At 38.6% G+C, this 15808-nt stretch carries 18 protein-coding genes; 16 read left to right on the top strand and 2 right to left on the bottom strand.

Annotated elements, in window-relative coordinates:
* The first annotated feature begins 208 nt into the window (after positions 1–208).
* The 4 genes from PSU78_RS05620 to PSU78_RS05605 all read left to right on the top strand — a co-directional run bounded on the left by PSU78_RS05620 (position 209) and on the right by PSU78_RS05605 (position 2763).
* Positions 209–565, top strand: a complete 357-nt coding sequence (locus PSU78_RS05620; RefSeq protein ID WP_300385499.1) for a hypothetical protein — start codon at positions 209–211, stop codon at positions 563–565.
* A gap of 3 nt (positions 566–568) precedes the next feature.
* Positions 569–889 carry a hypothetical protein gene (locus PSU78_RS05615; protein WP_300385495.1) on the top strand — a complete coding sequence of 107 codons (321 nt, stop codon included), beginning with the start codon at positions 569–571 and terminating at the stop codon, positions 887–889.
* 189 nt (positions 890–1078) lie between these two features.
* Entirely contained in the window at positions 1079–1627 is a 549-nt protein-coding gene (locus tag PSU78_RS05610) for a recombinase family protein (protein WP_300385492.1), read from the top strand.
* Between the two features lie 203 nt (positions 1628–1830).
* The gene (locus PSU78_RS05605) at positions 1831–2763 is read left to right on the top strand and encodes a crotonase/enoyl-CoA hydratase family protein (RefSeq protein WP_300385489.1); all 933 of its coding nucleotides are present in this window, start codon (positions 1831–1833) and stop codon (positions 2761–2763) included.
* A gap of 60 nt (positions 2764–2823) precedes the next feature.
* On the opposite strand, the gene PSU78_RS05600 is transcribed toward PSU78_RS05605, so the two are convergent.
* Together PSU78_RS05600 and PSU78_RS05595 are read right to left on the bottom strand one after the other, a co-directional pair.
* On the bottom strand, positions 2824–4989 hold the full coding sequence (locus PSU78_RS05600; protein ID WP_300385486.1) for an ATP-binding protein: 2166 nt from the start codon (positions 4987–4989) through the stop codon (positions 2824–2826).
* 61 nt (positions 4990–5050) lie between these two features.
* Complete coding sequence (locus PSU78_RS05595) at positions 5051–5542, bottom strand: hypothetical protein (protein WP_300385483.1); 492 nt, start codon at positions 5540–5542, stop codon at positions 5051–5053.
* Positions 5543–5644: 102 nt separating this feature from the next.
* Between PSU78_RS05595 and PSU78_RS05590 the strand changes: the two genes are divergently transcribed.
* From PSU78_RS05590 to virB10, 12 genes are all read left to right on the top strand, one after another.
* Positions 5645–6403 (top strand): hypothetical protein, encoded by a 759-nt coding sequence (locus PSU78_RS05590; RefSeq protein ID WP_300385480.1) that lies wholly within the window; start codon positions 5645–5647, stop codon positions 6401–6403.
* 315 nt (positions 6404–6718) lie between these two features.
* Positions 6719–7291, top strand: a complete 573-nt coding sequence (locus PSU78_RS05585; RefSeq protein WP_300385477.1) for a TrbM/KikA/MpfK family conjugal transfer protein — start codon at positions 6719–6721, stop codon at positions 7289–7291.
* Positions 7292–7461: 170 nt separating this feature from the next.
* Positions 7462–7965: a hypothetical protein gene (locus PSU78_RS05580; protein WP_300385474.1), complete on the top strand. Its 504-nt coding sequence runs from the start codon at positions 7462–7464 to the stop codon at positions 7963–7965.
* A complete protein-coding gene (locus PSU78_RS05575; RefSeq protein WP_300385471.1) occupies positions 7943–8263 on the top strand; it encodes a TrbC/VirB2 family protein in 321 nt (106 codons plus the stop codon). The genes PSU78_RS05580 and PSU78_RS05575 overlap by 23 nt, the downstream gene beginning before the upstream one ends.
* 5 nt (positions 8264–8268) lie before the next feature.
* Positions 8269–8661 carry a VirB3 family type IV secretion system protein gene (locus PSU78_RS05570; protein WP_300385468.1) on the top strand — a complete coding sequence of 131 codons (393 nt, stop codon included), beginning with the start codon at positions 8269–8271 and terminating at the stop codon, positions 8659–8661.
* Positions 8624–11056, top strand: a complete 2433-nt coding sequence (locus tag PSU78_RS05565; RefSeq protein WP_300385465.1) for a hypothetical protein — start codon at positions 8624–8626, stop codon at positions 11054–11056. Before PSU78_RS05570 ends, PSU78_RS05565 begins: the two co-directional genes overlap by 38 nt.
* Positions 11053–11676, top strand: a complete 624-nt coding sequence (locus tag PSU78_RS05560) for a type IV secretion system protein (RefSeq protein WP_300385462.1) — start codon at positions 11053–11055, stop codon at positions 11674–11676. Before PSU78_RS05565 ends, PSU78_RS05560 begins: the two co-directional genes overlap by 4 nt.
* A 39-nt stretch (positions 11677–11715) precedes the next feature.
* Positions 11716–11952: an EexN family lipoprotein gene (locus tag PSU78_RS05555; RefSeq protein WP_300385458.1), complete on the top strand. Its 237-nt coding sequence runs from the start codon at positions 11716–11718 to the stop codon at positions 11950–11952.
* A gap of 62 nt (positions 11953–12014) precedes the next feature.
* Positions 12015–13013, top strand: a complete 999-nt coding sequence (locus tag PSU78_RS05550; RefSeq protein ID WP_300385455.1) for a type IV secretion system protein — start codon at positions 12015–12017, stop codon at positions 13011–13013.
* 1 nt (position 13014) lies between these two features.
* Positions 13015–13728 (top strand): virB8 family protein, encoded by a 714-nt coding sequence (locus PSU78_RS05545; protein ID WP_300385452.1) that lies wholly within the window; start codon positions 13015–13017, stop codon positions 13726–13728.
* Positions 13725–14534: a TrbG/VirB9 family P-type conjugative transfer protein gene (locus tag PSU78_RS05540; RefSeq protein ID WP_300385450.1), complete on the top strand. Its 810-nt coding sequence runs from the start codon at positions 13725–13727 to the stop codon at positions 14532–14534. The genes PSU78_RS05545 and PSU78_RS05540 overlap by 4 nt, the downstream gene beginning before the upstream one ends.
* Positions 14531–15805 carry a type IV secretion system protein VirB10 gene (gene virB10, locus PSU78_RS05535; RefSeq protein WP_300385446.1) on the top strand — a complete coding sequence of 425 codons (1275 nt, stop codon included), beginning with the start codon at positions 14531–14533 and terminating at the stop codon, positions 15803–15805. Before PSU78_RS05540 ends, virB10 begins: the two co-directional genes overlap by 4 nt.
* Positions 15806–15808: the final 3 nt, after the last annotated feature.

The following is a 15808-nucleotide window of genomic DNA, read 5'->3' as shown; positions in this document are numbered from 1 at the left end:
GGGCGAAAGCGAAACCCTATTGAGCTACTAAGTTTCGCGGGCGCGAAACTGTAAGATAGTCTACAAACAGCCCTGTAGGGCGGTTATCCATAACTTGTGGCGCCTCTATCGCAGACAAGTTGTGTGAGAAGTTTGTAAACCGATCACGCTTCTAAGCGACCATTAAAATGATATTATTTAAAATATAATAATTTTAAAAAAAACTAAAATGACAAAATTCAGCATATACGATGGTGCAAGGCGTATCTATTTTAACTCTGAAGAAGAGTATCAAAATTATATTCAGAACGAAGCATATAATCGTGATAAAGAACCCACTTTGCTAGGTTTAGTTACACTATTTGCTACCTCATGGATTCTCACAACATACATTCTCCACCACTTTAATATTGTTCCTAGCAAAAATATTAGTTACGCAATCCATTTATTGATTGCCTGTCCATTCGCTTTTCTAGGCTACAGGTACGGGCGAAGACTAGCCTTACTAGCAATGTCGGTGCTATTTTCTTTAATTGCAATTGCTGTGATTTGTTGGGTTGCAACGTGGCTATATAAGCTGGCGTAAATTATGAAGCTTATTTTATTAGTCCTAATCCCGTTCTTTGTTTTATCTTCTATAACAACTCAGGCAACTGCTGCCGAAGATTATGGTACTGCCTTAGCAGTTAAAAAGCATACCGACCAATACATGGTTTCTGCCGTCCTTAAACTGAATGGTACTGAACCCACAATTAGGCTAGTACATATGATTGAAAAAGCCGATAACCAAGATCAAGCAATAGGTATGGCATTCGTAAAAATTAGAAGTGATTTTTCTAATTATTCTGTGCTTGATAGCATTGCAAGCAAAATTAACAAAGAAGAAGCCTCAAGTTGTATCTATTTATAGTCAAAAAAGCAGACGTGAATAAAGAGCTGCTTTCTTTCTCTTAAACGAACGTATTTGAGACAAAAAAAATCTATAACAAAACAGAAAAAACATAGTCAATAACCCTCTAAAAAACGTATTGCAAAACAATATTATCAGAATTACAATCACCTACGAGTTTTGAGAAAATTAAATGGGATTGACGAGTAAATGCTAATAGGTTACGCAAGAGTTTCAACAATGGATCAGAACATAGTCCTACAAACACAAGCCTTACAAAAAGCAGGCTGTGAGAAAATATATCAAGACGTTATCAGTGGTAAAACCAAACAGCGAGAAGGCTTAGACAAAGCATTAGAGCATCTGCGTAAAGGTGACACTCTAATGGTATGGAAACTAGACAGGCTTGGCAGATCGACTAGACACCTAATCATCTTTGTTGGCGAACTGGCTGATAGGGGAATAGACTTCATAAGTCTTACTGAAAGCATAGATACGAAAACGCCAATTGGTCGGTTCTTCTTCAATGTTATGGCCTCCCTTGCAGAAATGGAGCGTGAGCTTAACCATGAGAGAACGATGGCAGGTTTGGCAGCGGCCAAGAGATTAGGAAGAGTAGGGGGTAGAAAAGCAGCAATGACCTCCGATAAAGTAGCAATCGCTGAAGCTTTACTACAAAAATATCCAGTTGCTTTTGTTGCTAAACAAATAAAAGTATCTACCGCGACTCTCTACCGATACATATCAAAAAACGCTTAGAGTTTCGCGGGCGCGAAACTATTTCACTCCATCATTTGATGTCACAATAATGTTGTAAATTAGTTATTTAACAATAACATTGAGCAGGTCTACGCTTAACCTTGTAATTAATGTATGTCATAGTTACCCAATGTTTTAAGGCTTAATTAAGTTTTAAAACATTCTTATATTTCATAGGCTCAAATCATTTAAGGGGTAATAACATGAACGCTACTACGAATTTTGGATTAACAAATAACTTCAAGCAGGTTTCTACTCACTACGAATCAAGCCACGAACTACTTTGGACATTTTTATCTCAAGAGGGTAACGTACCTAATTTCAATAGTGAGATTATTAAAGAACTCACACAACATCACGAAGAGATTGAAAAAACATCAGGAATTCTAAACATAGATGGCAATATTAATAGCATTAAATATTCAGTTTTAGCTTCCAAGAGAAATGACGCTTTTAGTCTAGGTGGGCCACTTACTTTAATTAGCGAACTTTCATTTAATAAAAAGAGAGAGGCGTTAGCGGATTACGCATTTAAAGCACTTCATGTCCTCGCACAAAGAACATTTCGATTCAATGTACCTTCAATTATTAGTATCACTTTATTGCAAGGTCACACATTAGGCGCAGGACTTGAAGCAGCCCTAACAAGTGATGTGGTCATAGCCGAACGTAAAAGTATTTTAGGTTTCCCTGAAATACTTTTTAATATGTTTCCTGGCATGGGAGCCTACAGCCAAGTCGCCAGGAAAGCAGGTACAAAAATAGCCGACAAAATGATATTAGGCGGCGAACTATTTACTGCGGAACAATGCTACGAAATGGGATTAGTTGATGTTTTAGCAGAAGATGGTGAAGGTGAAAGTGCTGTGTATGACTGGATCAGAAAAAATAAACGTATGAGTAACGGTTATTTAGCAACCCAAAAAGCTAAAAATAGGGTTAATCCAATTACCTATGACGAACTTAAAGATATAACTACGATTTGGCTTGATGCAGCAATGCAATTAACAGACCGAGACTACAAAATGATAAATCGTTTTATTAGTAGCCAACTGAAAACTTATGGAGCAACTACTTCATCAACTCCAATGGAAACAACAAAAAATAGCGTTGTTGGTTTCAAAAAGACTGCTTGATTTTGTTTTTTAATAAGCATGGTGCATGCAGCGTTTAGCGGCCATGCTTATTAAAAATGATTAATGAATGGATGGTGAGCTTTTTGTTTTAATGTATTTTTCTAATTCATTTTTGGTTAATTTATAGGTGAGGTCTATTTTTTTAGACAAACTATCTATGAGTTCTAATTCATCCGAATGCGTCACATTATTTAGCTCTATAGCCAATTTCTCTAACTCCTTCGCACCTACGTCAGCAGCAATACCCGCTAGAGTGTGTCCAACTTCCACAAGCGCACCAATATCATTCTTAGATAAGCTTGTTTTAAGTACTTCCAAATTTTTTTCAGCATCAGACATGAAATCTACAATTAACCCATTCAAAAAATGCATATTGCTATCACCAAGCAAAGCCAAGTTATCGAGTCTTCTAGTGTCTAAATAACTTATGGTGAGAGTTTTAGATTTTGAGCTGTAATCTATGATTTGCGCCGACTGTATATCATCTCGCCCCGTATATTTATCTTTATGGTTAAGTTCTAATAAAAACTCAACTTTCCCTATAAGGGTCTTAACGTCAACTGGCTTGGTTAGGTACGCATCAACGCCTAGTTCTTCAAATGCATGAATCGTTCTTTTAGTTGCATCGGCACTTAAAACTATAATTGGTATACGAGGTTGACCAATACTTATCATTCTATGTGTTTTAATTACCTCCATTCCACCAATAATAGGCATATTGTTGTCTAGTATCATCAAATCAAATTGGACTAATTCCAACAAATCTAAAGCGACCTCACCATCCTTGGCCGTATTTACGCGATAACCCGCATTAGTTAATACTTTACTAACAATAGTCAGATTTATCTCACTGTCATCAGCAACCAGAATATTGATTTCGCGGTTATATTTGTTCCTGCGTTTACTGTGTGCGTTCATTGACACTATGTTGGTTGAGCCATAGTCCGCTACATCAGAATTAATAATCTGTGATTTTGCAAGCTGAGGATTAATTGTCTCGGGTGTAATTTCAGAATTATTTGTTATCGGTTTTGCAAACTTCAATTCAAACCAAAATGTGCTGCCAACCCCGTAGTCGCTCTCAGCTCCGATACTCCCTCCCATTAGCTCGACTAGCTCTTTAGATATGGTTGTGCCAAGCCCAGTGCCGCCGTAAGCAAACTTAATAGAGTCGTCTGCTTGGGTAAAACTTTCAAAAATATGAGGCAAAGCCTCCTTTTTTATACCTTGCCCTGTGTCAATTATTTCAAATCTAATTAATGTCTCGGTTATATCATTAGTTAAAGTTTTAACAGTTAAGTTTACCGATCCTTGATTAGTAAACTTAATCGCGTTGGCTAATAAATTAACTAAAATTTGCTTAATATGAAGTTGATCACCAATAAGCGCCATAGGCACGCTATCCCAAATTTCGTAATTTAGCTCAATATTTTTTTTATTTACTTGAGGCTCAAACAATGAAATAGTAATAGCTACAAGCTCACTAATATTGAATTCAGCAGGTGTCACCGACATTTTGCCTTTTTCAATCTGAGAAATATCAAGCACATTGCTGACTAGCTGCATTAATAATTCGGCTGAGTTATTAATGATATGGGCGTAGTGTTTCTGATCTACCTTTAATTTAGTACCTAGCAACAGTTGCATACCTCCAACAATACCATTCAATGGCGTACGAATTTCATGGCTAATGTGAGAGAGAAATTGACTTTTAGCTTGGTTAGCAGCCTCAGCTTTTAACTGTGCGTTAGTTAATTGTTTCAGCAAGCGCAAGGCATGTAAGGGAATTAAAATTAAAGTAAGAATCAGGCCATACAAGAGCGCCATATGCCCAGAAAAATAAGAGTTTTGAGTATAGGCATATGTAAAACACACTACACTGAACACACTCGCACCTTTGAGCATATTTGCCCCGTATCGCAATCCATATCCAACAATTAACCATAAGTAGATGCCAATTAAAATGCCGCCAAATTCACCAAGTAAAATAAACTCAAATGACGTTAAGCTTACATCCATAAACATACAGAACCATTGACGCACTTTATTATCATCTGGCCGATGGAGAATTGTCATATGTGTCAGTGCAGCAACAAACATATAAGCAATACAAAGCAATATAGAATTTTCAATTAAGCCATTTGATTTAAACAATAAAACGGTTATAAGCAACCCTATTATGCTTATTCTAATAATTGATTGTTCAAACTCCTTATTTGATTTCATACGTTACCCTTAAGCTATATTCGAATTTATTAATGAACCAAAAGCACGTCACATGCCAAATTCATTTTTTATTAAATTTAACGATATTACTCATTCTATTATCTTGAGATTGCCGATATTTACCGTACCAAGTATCGGCAACACCTGAAGATAAATTTAGTATTTTTGCAAGTTCTTTAAAAAAAACAAGTGGATCATTTGTCTCATCAATTTGCGCATAAGCTAAATTTGACGAAATATCTTCTTTTAACTCGCAACCCATCGACATTTTATCCGCATAAACAATGAACCTGGCGTAAGAGTTATCTAATGGAGCTAGAAATTGGAATTGCCGCAAGGCGTCTGATGTAGTCGTTTCGTCCGTGAATAACCCTAAGATATTCACATAGTAAGTATTGGGATTCTCAACTAAAGCGTCCAATAAATCATCAAGGTTACAGAACCGCACAACATCAAGACCAGCCAATAGCAAGTAGTGATAAAGTTGCTCTGAAGCACTTTTATTTGGGTGGCAAACAACCCACTTTACTTTAGTTAAACTCTTTTTTTTCATAGCATTCCCATAAGTAAGTCTAATATATTTGACTAGATAGCTTTATTATTCATTAAATAAATGCATATAATTGCATATAAAAATTTATAGTGAGTAATAATTTTGAATATCCCAACACAAACCATGAAGCAGGAGGAGTCCAGCAGACGCAGAGCAGCAAGGTTAGATTATTTATTAGATATACTAGAAATTCAATTACAAGAGAAAACATTTGCCAAATGTAGACTTGAGGATGTAGTCGCAGCATGTGAATTCTCTTTAATGACTGTTTATAAGCTTTTAATCTCACGTGACACAGCTATATTTATGCTGGCGACCCGTACATTAAAGAGATGGTGTGATTTGATGGATATTGCGATTAAATCAGATTTAATGCCTAGATATATACTTCTAAGCACTAATGTTTCTCACTATATTATTACAAACACATATCCAATGGGTACTGCATGTCTATTTTCTAGTAATACATTCAGATACGAAGCATTAGTGAACGAAGATATTTTGAAAGCCTTTGATAATGAGATAGCGCGTGCAATAAAATGCCTTGAAACTATTGTGAGCCTAGGTATTAAATCTACAGATTTGAAGCTAGATTGTGGTTTGAATGCAAATGACATAGCAACTAATATTTGGTCTGGGCTATATGGCACGATGGTTCTAAATCTTAATAACACAGATCAAACACCAGCTCGCATTCATTCTTATAAACTAATCGTTCGCAGACAGTTGGATGATTTGAATTGGAAGCCCCTCTCATCTGAGATCAATTATGATGAAGAGTCTAAAAATATTATTAACACCCTTTATGCAGAAGAATTTAAGAAAATCCCAATAAAACAAGCGCCGACTTATCTTAATTAGTCTTAACTGTTAAAGTTTTCAATTAATAAAGCCCTTTTTAGGGCTTTTTTGCGTATTCCAGTAAACCCGCCACCTATTCCAATTGAAACCCGCCACCTATTCCAGTCCAAACCCGCCAGTTATTCTGCTTTAAAACTGCCACCTTTCCCAGCCATTAAACCAAAAATCATACATTTATTTTTGTCAATCATCTATTCGATAATAAACCACAACAAAATATAGTTGAATAAAATATGTTATAATGTATTATAGCTATATATAGTTAGCTATATATTAAAAATTCTGCTTTTAAATGTTAGAACTAGGGGTAAATTTATGAAAAGAACGAAAGTCGCGGCACTAACAGCAGCAATGCTATTCAGTGTATCAATCCAAGCTGAAGAGTTAACAGGCAAAGTTAAATTGGCATGTGAAGCTACTCTTTGTCTATCAACTGGTTCACCACCAAACGAATGCTCACCATCACTAAGTGAATACTTCAGCATTGATTTTGACGACTTCAGAGACACGATTAAAGGTCGCCTTAACTTCCTAAATCTGTGTCCAGTATCCGATCAAACCCCACAAATGAAATCTTTGGTTAATGCTATCGCCAATGGTGCTGGCCGATGTGACGCTGCATCACTAAACGCAACATTAGTAACATATACATATAGCGGCATGGGTTACAGCGACGCATGTATTTCGAGCACAAAACCATCCTACTGCACAACTTGGGAAGGTCACGAATTTTCAACCGAACTTAAAGGCGGGGCGCACTATGTCATAGACCCGCCAAAAACCACATTTTCGCCTTATGGTGGTATAGGTGGCTCTAGTGCATTTATGGGGTTCGGTGGTTATGGTTCAACAACCACTAAATCATGCGGTCATTGGGTAAATAACTAACTATGAAAAGCACATTATCCATAATTGCTGTTTTAGCTATAACACTTACTGGCTTAACAGCTTGCTCTTCCACACCCCCTAAGCTCCCTAATGTAAATAGCAGCTCTAAAGAGAAGCCTATTAATAATCAGGAATGGGTCGATTACGCTAAAAAGAAAGCATCAAATTAAATGCGTAAGCTCATCTCGCTCACAGCATTGCTTATATCAACTAGCAATGTATTTGCAGAACCTCCGCTAACGCCAATTATTGTGGCTACTATCAAGCCTACTAGCATGGCATCTGCGCCCAACTTTGATACCCCCAAAGGCAAGCGCCTAGCGATTCTCAATGCTGAGCGTGATGAGATTATTCATCAGTTAGATTTAGCTAAAGGCGCATTGCCAAAAACAACGACTAATAAAGATCGGTTGTCATCGGTTATTACAACACTTGAAACTAACCTAACACTTATAAACGAAGAAATAGGTCGTGCTAATAAGCAAGTACCAAGTTTTATAAACATACCAAAACAGAACACGCCGCCCCAAAAAGTGGCATCAAGAACAGAGCCACAAGCTACTGTAAATCCAACTGCATCCAATACAACAGTCCGCGTTAAGCATCAGGATTGGGATGTATTTAAAAACTTTGAAACAGAGGAAATATCAAATGAAGACCCAAACCAACAATAAACTTTCAACACTTACAAAACGAGTTCTATCGACTGCTGGCGTTGTAGCTGTAGAAATTTATAGCACAAGCGCTCACGCTTTAGCTGGCTTAGACACTGCTACAAGTACAGCAACAGAAATTAAAACAGGTATGTACGCATTCGTAGGTGTAGGCGCTTTAATCTATCTAATCTACCTTGCTTTAATGGCATTTACCGAAAAGAAAACATGGGCTGACTTCGGTATGGGTGTAGTACACGTTTCATTCGCTGGCGCTGCGTTAGCATTAGGCACTTGGGCTTGGGGCTTGTTCGCATAAATAAAATGCAAAACGACGAATACCAAACACCTGAATATATGAGCTTTAACGGGTTAGGCCGTACCCCTATGATTCCCCGCATAGGGGTTCCCTACATGGTCGGTCTATCCCTGCTCTCAATATTCATGATTACGTCTATGGTCTGCGGCCTGATCTTTGGTTTAAAAGGTTGGCTGATTATATTTCTAATCATACCGATCCTCATGTTCCTTAAAAGACTATGTGAGACCGATGATAAAGCCATACGAATTTTACTGATTGAAGCTAAGTGGTTCTTGATTAAGAAGCTTAGCGGAAATTCAAAATTATATGGTGGAACAATGACCATATCCCCAATTTCATACGGAATGAGAAAAAAAGATGTTGAGCGATTTTTTAAAAAAACAATTGGCCGCTGAAGATCATCTTCCAAAATATAACTATCACGTAAGCCCTTCGATAGTTAGTTTAGAAGATGGCCGAGTAATGTTCACTGTACGCGCTAAAGGCGTGCCCTTTGAAGTCATTAGCGATAACGTATTAGATAACCATTACGATGCACTAAACAATGTTCTTTTAAGTATCGCCAAAAGTACGGGGTCGCGCCTTGCTGTTTGGGCGCACCTCGATCACTACCAAACCAAGTTTACGCATAATAAAAATTTCGGCTTTGAGTGGATTAAAGACTTTGATAGTCGGTATATGAAAAAATTTGAGAATATTGCCATTTTCGAGAATAACTTCTATTTATCATTCATCCTGAAGCCAACGGAATTTGATGATATTGAAGACGCTAAAAAAGAATTAGAAGAAATACAATCGTCAATCATGCAAAACCTCAGAATGTACGAGGTCGAGCTGCTAAGCAAATATTTACATAACGGCTTTGAGTTCAGCCAAATATACGAATTTATTGCTTACCTTTACAATGGCTTTTGGGAGCGCGTACCCATCACTTCATTACCGCTGCACCAAGTTATTTCAACTAGCTTTCTTCACCACGGCTACAGCTTTATAGAGACCAGATTTCCACAAGGCAATAATCGCTTTAATTCATTCCTAGATTTACAAGATTTCCCTGAGCCTACAAAACGAGGCCTGTTAAATCCATTGCTTGAGCTGCAATTCCCATTTGTTATGTGTCTGTCACTCTCGTTGATAAGCGTATCAGATACGATTAACCAAATAAACCAAGCGCTCAATAAAATGATTTCTGCTGGCGATGAGGCTCATCAACAAATGCAAGATATGGCTGATGGAAAAGGCGCATTGATGGCAGGTGAGGTGTATTTTGGTGAGTTCCATTCAACCATGATGGTCTACGGTTCAACTGAGAAAATCACGCAAGATCGTTTAAATACTGCAAGAACTACATTAAGTGCTAGTTGTGCAAGTCGCTATGTTCCAAGTAATGGCTCCGCACCAGACTCTTTCTATTCAATGTTCCCAGCAAACGGTAAAAAGCGCCCACGCCCTATGCCAAAAACCACACGAAGTTTCTTAGGCATGTTCAGTATGAACACCTATAGCTCAGGTAAGCAATACGGCAACCCAATTGGTGACGGTTCAGCATTAATGCCACTTAAAACATCCGTACATGGCGTATATCACTTAAATACGCATTACTCCTTGCCAGACGTTGATGTACTAGGCGAAAAGATCGCAGGGCATACTGCTATTCATGGTGCCACTGGTGTAGGTAAAACAACGCTACAAACTAGCATCCTCACTTACTTAGAGCGATTTGGCATCAAGATTTTTGGTATTGATAAAGATGGTTCTATGCGTGGTTGTATTGAATCACAAGGCGGCACATATTTCACGCTGGCATCAGGTATGCCAACAGGCTTAAATCCGTTCCAATTACCCGATACGCCTATGAACCGTAACTTTCTTTATGACTTAGTAGCTGCATGTGGCCGTAGAGAAGGTAAGCCTCTAACTGCTGAAGATACTAAAGACATTAAACTGGCCGTAGACAACGTAATGGAGCTGGACTATCAATATAGACGTTTTAGTGCGCTATTGCAGAATATTCCTGCCCGTGGTGAGGACTCTCTAGCAAGACGATTAGCAGAGTGGGGCGTAGAAGACGGCATAGTAGGGCGTTACGCATATGCACTAGATAACCCAAGAAACAACTTTGATTGGGAAAAGCTAGAAAAAGTTGGCTTCGATGTTACAGACTTCTTGGTTGCAGATCATCCTGCAACAGAACCTATTTTAAGCTACTTGCTACACTTAAAAACCCTCATTAAACGTAAGGGCGGTTTAATGGTTACAGTGATTGAAGAGTATTGGCTTCCACTTAAATATCCAACTACAGCCGCACAAATTGAAGAGTCATTAAAAGTTGGCCGCCGCCGTGACGAGTTTGTTTTCTTGGTATCACAATCGCCTGAAGACGCTATCAACAGTCCATTACTGCCGACAATCTTACAACAAACACCAACCAAAATTTACTTGCCTAACCCTGAAGCAGAGTACACGACCCCAACAGGGGGCGGTTATATCCGCTTTGGATTAACACCAAAAGAGTTCCAAAAGCTAAAAGCGCTTGGTACACAGTCTCGCCAATTCTTAGTTAAACAAGGCTCCCAATCGAGCGTTGCTAAGTTAGACCTAGAAGGCTTGGGTGATTATATATCCGTGATAGCTATGGCCGCTGACGACTTCCCGATACTAGAAGCAGCTCAAAAGGTTGCAGGTAAGAATCCTGACGCTTGGATTCCTGAGTATATATCTATGCGTAAAAATTCAAGAAGCAAAACAAAAAATGTCCAATCAATTAAAGAAGAGGAAATTACATCATGAAAAGAAACACCATTTCAAAACTACTTTTAACTTTATTACTATCAACTTCATTAAATACCGCATTTGCTACGGGCATTCCTACCTTTGATATTGCCACATTCACTCAACTAATGAGTGAATATGAAACGCTAAAACAACAATATTCACAGCTACAAAAGCTAGAGTCTATTTCTTCTGGTTCACGTGGGCTAGGTTCTATTTGGAATAATCCAGCGGTTCAATCTGCATTACCTGCCGACTGGTCAAATGTGCTTTCTTATATTAAAGCTACTCCGCTTTATGCAACAGAACGCGCCAAATATCCAACATCTACTAACGCAAAACTAAACGCAATGTATGACACTCAGGCTGCTAACAATGCCACCATGTCCGAATATTTCAATAAATCAAATCAACGCCTGACACAACTTCAAAAGCTAATGAACCAAATCGACAGCGCTTCAGATCCAGCCGCAAAAATGGACTTACAAAACCGTATTGCAGTTGAACAAGCAAATATCCAAACGACCAGCCAACTTGTAGACATCCTCAAACAAAAGCAAGCCCAAGACCAAGAATACACCAGTCATCAGGCGCAAAAAGAATGGCAATGTAAAGAATTTAAGAAAGCTGGCTGCTAACAATATTGCTTGTTAAACATTTATATAAAGGACTAATCCATGAAAAAACATTACTTAACTTTAGCAATATTATTAACACTAACAGCATGTGGACAACACGAAAAGACAATCACTGTCCCAGAGTTCGTTAAAGACCCTGAATTAACAAAAAAAACCATCAAATGGTGTAACGAAAACCCTGGAGAAAGACAGGCGCTCCCAAACTGTGTAAATAGTAGCCAAGCACAAATAAAAATCTGGCATTGCAAGGAATTCAAGAAAACAGTTTGTGAATAAATTTAATTTTTAATTACCAGTTTCGCGGGCGCGAAACTTTAACAAAGAGAAACGGAAATAATATGGATGAGGCCGCACCAATACAATGGTTAATATTAAAGATTACTACCTTAGTCGGCACAGCCGTAAATGGTGTAGCTAGCACATTAACAACGACCATCACCCCATTAGTGGCCGTTTGTTTTGGCATATATATTATTCTCATTTCTGTAAACTACATGCGAGGCGCAGAGCAAGAGCCAGTAATGGACTTCCTTATGCGTTTTCTTACCTTCGCTATAGTAATTAGCCTTGGTCTTTCTTACAGTACATACGCCACCCACATCATGCCAATAGTCACAGATATGGGTTCTGGTCTTGCCGCCGCACTCACAGGCGGCTCTGCGACTGCTTCATCCCTAGATCAACTAGCACTACATTACCTAGATATTATTAACAAAGGCTTTGAGGATGCTACAGCAATACATGGACTAGATGGACTTGCTGCATATATACAAGTTGCAGTTAAAAGCTTCATCATTATTTTAGGGTTAGCTCCATTCTTAATAGCTGCAACACTATACATAATTACTGCAAGTGTCTTTTCTCAAATAATAGCCGCTCTCGGCCCTTTATTCTTTGCCTTTTTACTATTTCCTGCAACAAGACAATACTTTACAGCATGGGTTAATACAGCATTCAGCTACATTTTAATACCAACGATAATTGCGATTATCTCGCTTGTCTCAGTTGAAATTGCAAAAGAAATGCTTAGTGATTCTAGCGGCACTCTGGTTGAAACATCATTCAAGTCAGTTTTTCTTGCCGCAATATGTAACCTAATTCTACTGTTCTTACTCAGGCAAGTTTCTTCATTAGCTTCAGCTCTCAGTGCTGGCGGTATTAACGCAGGAATGCCAGGTTCTGTAGGCTCAATGGCTAACTCAGCCCGTGCAAGCATCAGAGGCACAAAACAGGACGCTAGAGACATAAAGTCAGCCTACCAAGGTACAAAAAATATGGGGAGCAGTATGTATAAAGCAGTAGCCAATAAATTCAACTCAATAAGAAAAGCGGGATAACATGAAAAATAAAGCTCAAACACTTACCGACCAACAAAAGCGTATTCCTAAAACATACGAACAATCAGCTATTGAGTTTGAAAAATTCAAAGCAGATGAGTTAAAGCGATCAAGAAAGATGGCTTGGCTTCTCGCTGGCGGCACAACACTAATAGCAATAATGACCACATCAGCTTTCCTAGTTTCTACGATTTACAGAACTGAACCAGAACCCGTAGTTATCGCTATGGACAAGTCTACTGGCATGACAACGATGATGCGCTCTTTAAAAGACGGTCAAGACCAATACGATGAAGTTGTAAATAAACACTTCTTACAGCAATACGTTACAGCCCGTGAATATTACGACTGGTACATGATCGGAACCCAATATAAAACCATTCAGCTCATGTCTACCGATCAAGTTTTTGGTGAATACGACAAGAAGGTTAAGGGAAAAAACCAAGCTTTAGAAATACTAAAAGACAAGGGCAGAATTAGAGTAACTGTAGGTGCCATGACACCAGTGGGCGACTTATTCCAAGTCCATTACACCACGGAAAAAGTGAACATGACAGGAGAAAACCTAGACCAGTCACCAATTCAATCATGGGTTGCCACAATCGCATTCAAATTTGATCCACAACTTAAACTCACAGAACAAGAAAGACGCATTAACCCGCTAGGTTTTAAAGTATTGAGCTACCGCGTTGATGCAGAGGTGACAGGTAAATGAAAAAACTACTATTAGCATTACTACTTTTAATAAACGTCCAACAAGCTGTTGCTGACGATAGGCGCATTAAGACAGAGTTCTATGATAACGATGTTGTCTATAAGATATATACGAAAGTAGGGCGCACCTCTCTAATTCAGTTTTCTGAAGGTGAATTTCTAAAGGGTAATAGCGAAAAAACACTACTAGGTCTAGGCGACTCCGAAGCTTGGGAACTTGGTGTAAGAGGTAATAACATTGCCCTCAAACCAAAGAAGCCTTTTCCTGATACCAACATCAATGTAGTTACAAACAAACGGACATACTCATTCGATTTAATCAGTGTAAAAAAGAATGAAAACGTAACCTACGTAGTTCGTTTCAACTATCCGCCAACACAAGAAGACTTCGCAAAGCGTGATACTCAAAAAGCCATAGAGATTAAGAAAGAACAAATCTTAACACCTGCTAAGGCCGAAAAAGTAGCAATCAATACTGAGTATGTTTGGAAAGGTGAACGTGAAGAGCTGAAGCCAACCGCTGCTTATGATGATGGTCGCTTTACACGACTTGTTTATGACAATGCAGGTCAATTGCCTGTTTTCTTCAATGTTATGCCTGACGGTAGCGAAGCGTTAATCAACTATAGCGTAGACCCTGACGACAAACGAACAATCATCTTAGAAGGCATTACCAAAACAGTCCGTGCCCGATTAAACAATGATGTTATCGAGATTATCAATAAGAACTACCAATTACCAAAATTCAATAACTTCGGCACATCAGTTCACGGAACAGTACGAGTAAATAAAGGATCATTAGAATGAGCGAAAACATAATAGCACCTGCGCAAGATTCAGGTTATGAAGACCGTGGCGCAATCCCAACATTAGACACAGAGAACGTACTAGGCACGCCAGATGCGGGCGTTAAAAAGAAAAACAGTGTAACAAAGTTTTTTTTAATTAGCGTTATTACCGCTGGTCTTCTTTTTGTTCTATTTGGCTATTTTCTATATAGCAAATCACATCAAAAATCACTTGAAGAAACTGGCTCTGTTTCACCAATTAAAGAAACTGCCGCATTCTTAGAAAAAAATAATATTGTTGAAAGTGACGATATTGAGAAAACTAAAGCTAACCTTAAAAAAGAAGAGGCTGAAAAGGCTCTAGCTCAGGACGAAGCTACTAAGCAAGAACTAGCTTTAGAACAAGCCAATGCTGCCACTGCAAACCAAACACCACAAGGCAACAATCCAAACCGTGCTACAGCCGCTAACGGCCAACCTGCACCACACGTACAAACTCCAAAAGAGAGAAGGCGAGAGGGTTCAGTCTTGTTTGACTTGGCTGATAAAGATAGTAACAAGCAAGATACTACTGCATCTGCAAATGTTCAAAAAAGCAATGAAAATGACCCATATCAACGCACTGCATTCAACAATCAAGCCCCTAGTGACAACGCAATTAGTTCACGCCTTAACCCAACTGTCTTACAAGCACGTAAAGCAGGTAAGTTACCTAATCTAAAATATCTATTGAAACAAGGCACACAAATTCCTTGCTCATTACAAACAGGTATAAACACAACATTGCCAGGCTTTATTCTTTGCGTCACGACCAGTGATGTTTACTCTGCTGACAAGAAAACTCTGCTCGTAGAACGAGGTTCACAAATCATGGGTGAACAACAAGCAAATATCAAGCAAGGCGAGGCGCGAGTATTTGCACTCTGGACACGTATTGATACACCAGAAGGCATTTCTATCAATATAGATAGCCCTGCTGCCGACCAAATGGGTTACACGGGTATTCCTGCATTTATTGATAATCACTTTTGGGATAGGTTCGGTAATGCAATCCTAATCAGCATGATTAAAGATATATCAACTATAGCCGTTGAGCGCGCTAAGAAATCAGACACAAGTGGCAGTTTGAACATTAGTAACTCCCAACAAGTAGGCAATCAAATGTCAACTGAAGCATTACGCAACTCAATTAATATTCCACCAACTGGCACAGTCAACCCAGCGACTTTAGTTGAGGTGTTCGTTGCACGCGACATTTCGTTTGACAACATCTACACAACATTGGAGTAAATG

It is taken from the genome of Methylotenera sp. (genome assembly GCF_029945705.1).
Taxonomy (GTDB): Bacteria; Pseudomonadota; Gammaproteobacteria; order Burkholderiales; family Methylophilaceae; genus Methylotenera.
Note: the sequence above shows the minus strand (reverse complement) of the source record. Positions and strands in the feature narration are given on the sequence as shown.

What these genes read in the sequence shown, in the direction of transcription:
- PSU78_RS05620 (WP_300385499.1), top strand. Translation starts at nt 209, where the DNA reads ATGACAAAATTCAGCATATACGATGGTGCAAGGCGTATCTATTTTAAC.
- PSU78_RS05615 (WP_300385495.1), top strand. Translation starts at nt 569, where the DNA reads ATGAAGCTTATTTTATTAGTCCTAATCCCGTTCTTTGTTTTATCTTCT.
- PSU78_RS05610 (WP_300385492.1), top strand. Translation starts at nt 1,079, where the DNA reads ATGCTAATAGGTTACGCAAGAGTTTCAACAATGGATCAGAACATAGTC.
- PSU78_RS05605 (WP_300385489.1), top strand. Translation starts at nt 1,831, where the DNA reads ATGAACGCTACTACGAATTTTGGATTAACAAATAACTTCAAGCAGGTT.
- PSU78_RS05600 (WP_300385486.1), bottom strand. Translation starts at nt 4,989, where the DNA reads ATGAAATCAAATAAGGAGTTTGAACAATCAATTATTAGAATAAGCATA.
- PSU78_RS05595 (WP_300385483.1), bottom strand. Translation starts at nt 5,542, where the DNA reads ATGAAAAAAAAGAGTTTAACTAAAGTAAAGTGGGTTGTTTGCCACCCA.
- PSU78_RS05585 (WP_300385477.1), top strand. Translation starts at nt 6,719, where the DNA reads ATGAAAAGAACGAAAGTCGCGGCACTAACAGCAGCAATGCTATTCAGT.
- PSU78_RS05580 (WP_300385474.1), top strand. Translation starts at nt 7,462, where the DNA reads ATGCGTAAGCTCATCTCGCTCACAGCATTGCTTATATCAACTAGCAAT.
- PSU78_RS05575 (WP_300385471.1), top strand. Translation starts at nt 7,943, where the DNA reads ATGAAGACCCAAACCAACAATAAACTTTCAACACTTACAAAACGAGTT.
- PSU78_RS05570 (WP_300385468.1), top strand. Translation starts at nt 8,269, where the DNA reads ATGCAAAACGACGAATACCAAACACCTGAATATATGAGCTTTAACGGG.
- PSU78_RS05565 (WP_300385465.1), top strand. Translation starts at nt 8,624, where the DNA reads ATGTTGAGCGATTTTTTAAAAAAACAATTGGCCGCTGAAGATCATCTT.
- PSU78_RS05560 (WP_300385462.1), top strand. Translation starts at nt 11,053, where the DNA reads ATGAAAAGAAACACCATTTCAAAACTACTTTTAACTTTATTACTATCA.
- PSU78_RS05555 (WP_300385458.1), top strand. Translation starts at nt 11,716, where the DNA reads ATGAAAAAACATTACTTAACTTTAGCAATATTATTAACACTAACAGCA.
- PSU78_RS05550 (WP_300385455.1), top strand. Translation starts at nt 12,015, where the DNA reads ATGGATGAGGCCGCACCAATACAATGGTTAATATTAAAGATTACTACC.
- PSU78_RS05545 (WP_300385452.1), top strand. Translation starts at nt 13,015, where the DNA reads ATGAAAAATAAAGCTCAAACACTTACCGACCAACAAAAGCGTATTCCT.
- PSU78_RS05540 (WP_300385450.1), top strand. Translation starts at nt 13,725, where the DNA reads ATGAAAAAACTACTATTAGCATTACTACTTTTAATAAACGTCCAACAA.
- virB10 (WP_300385446.1), top strand. Translation starts at nt 14,531, where the DNA reads ATGAGCGAAAACATAATAGCACCTGCGCAAGATTCAGGTTATGAAGAC.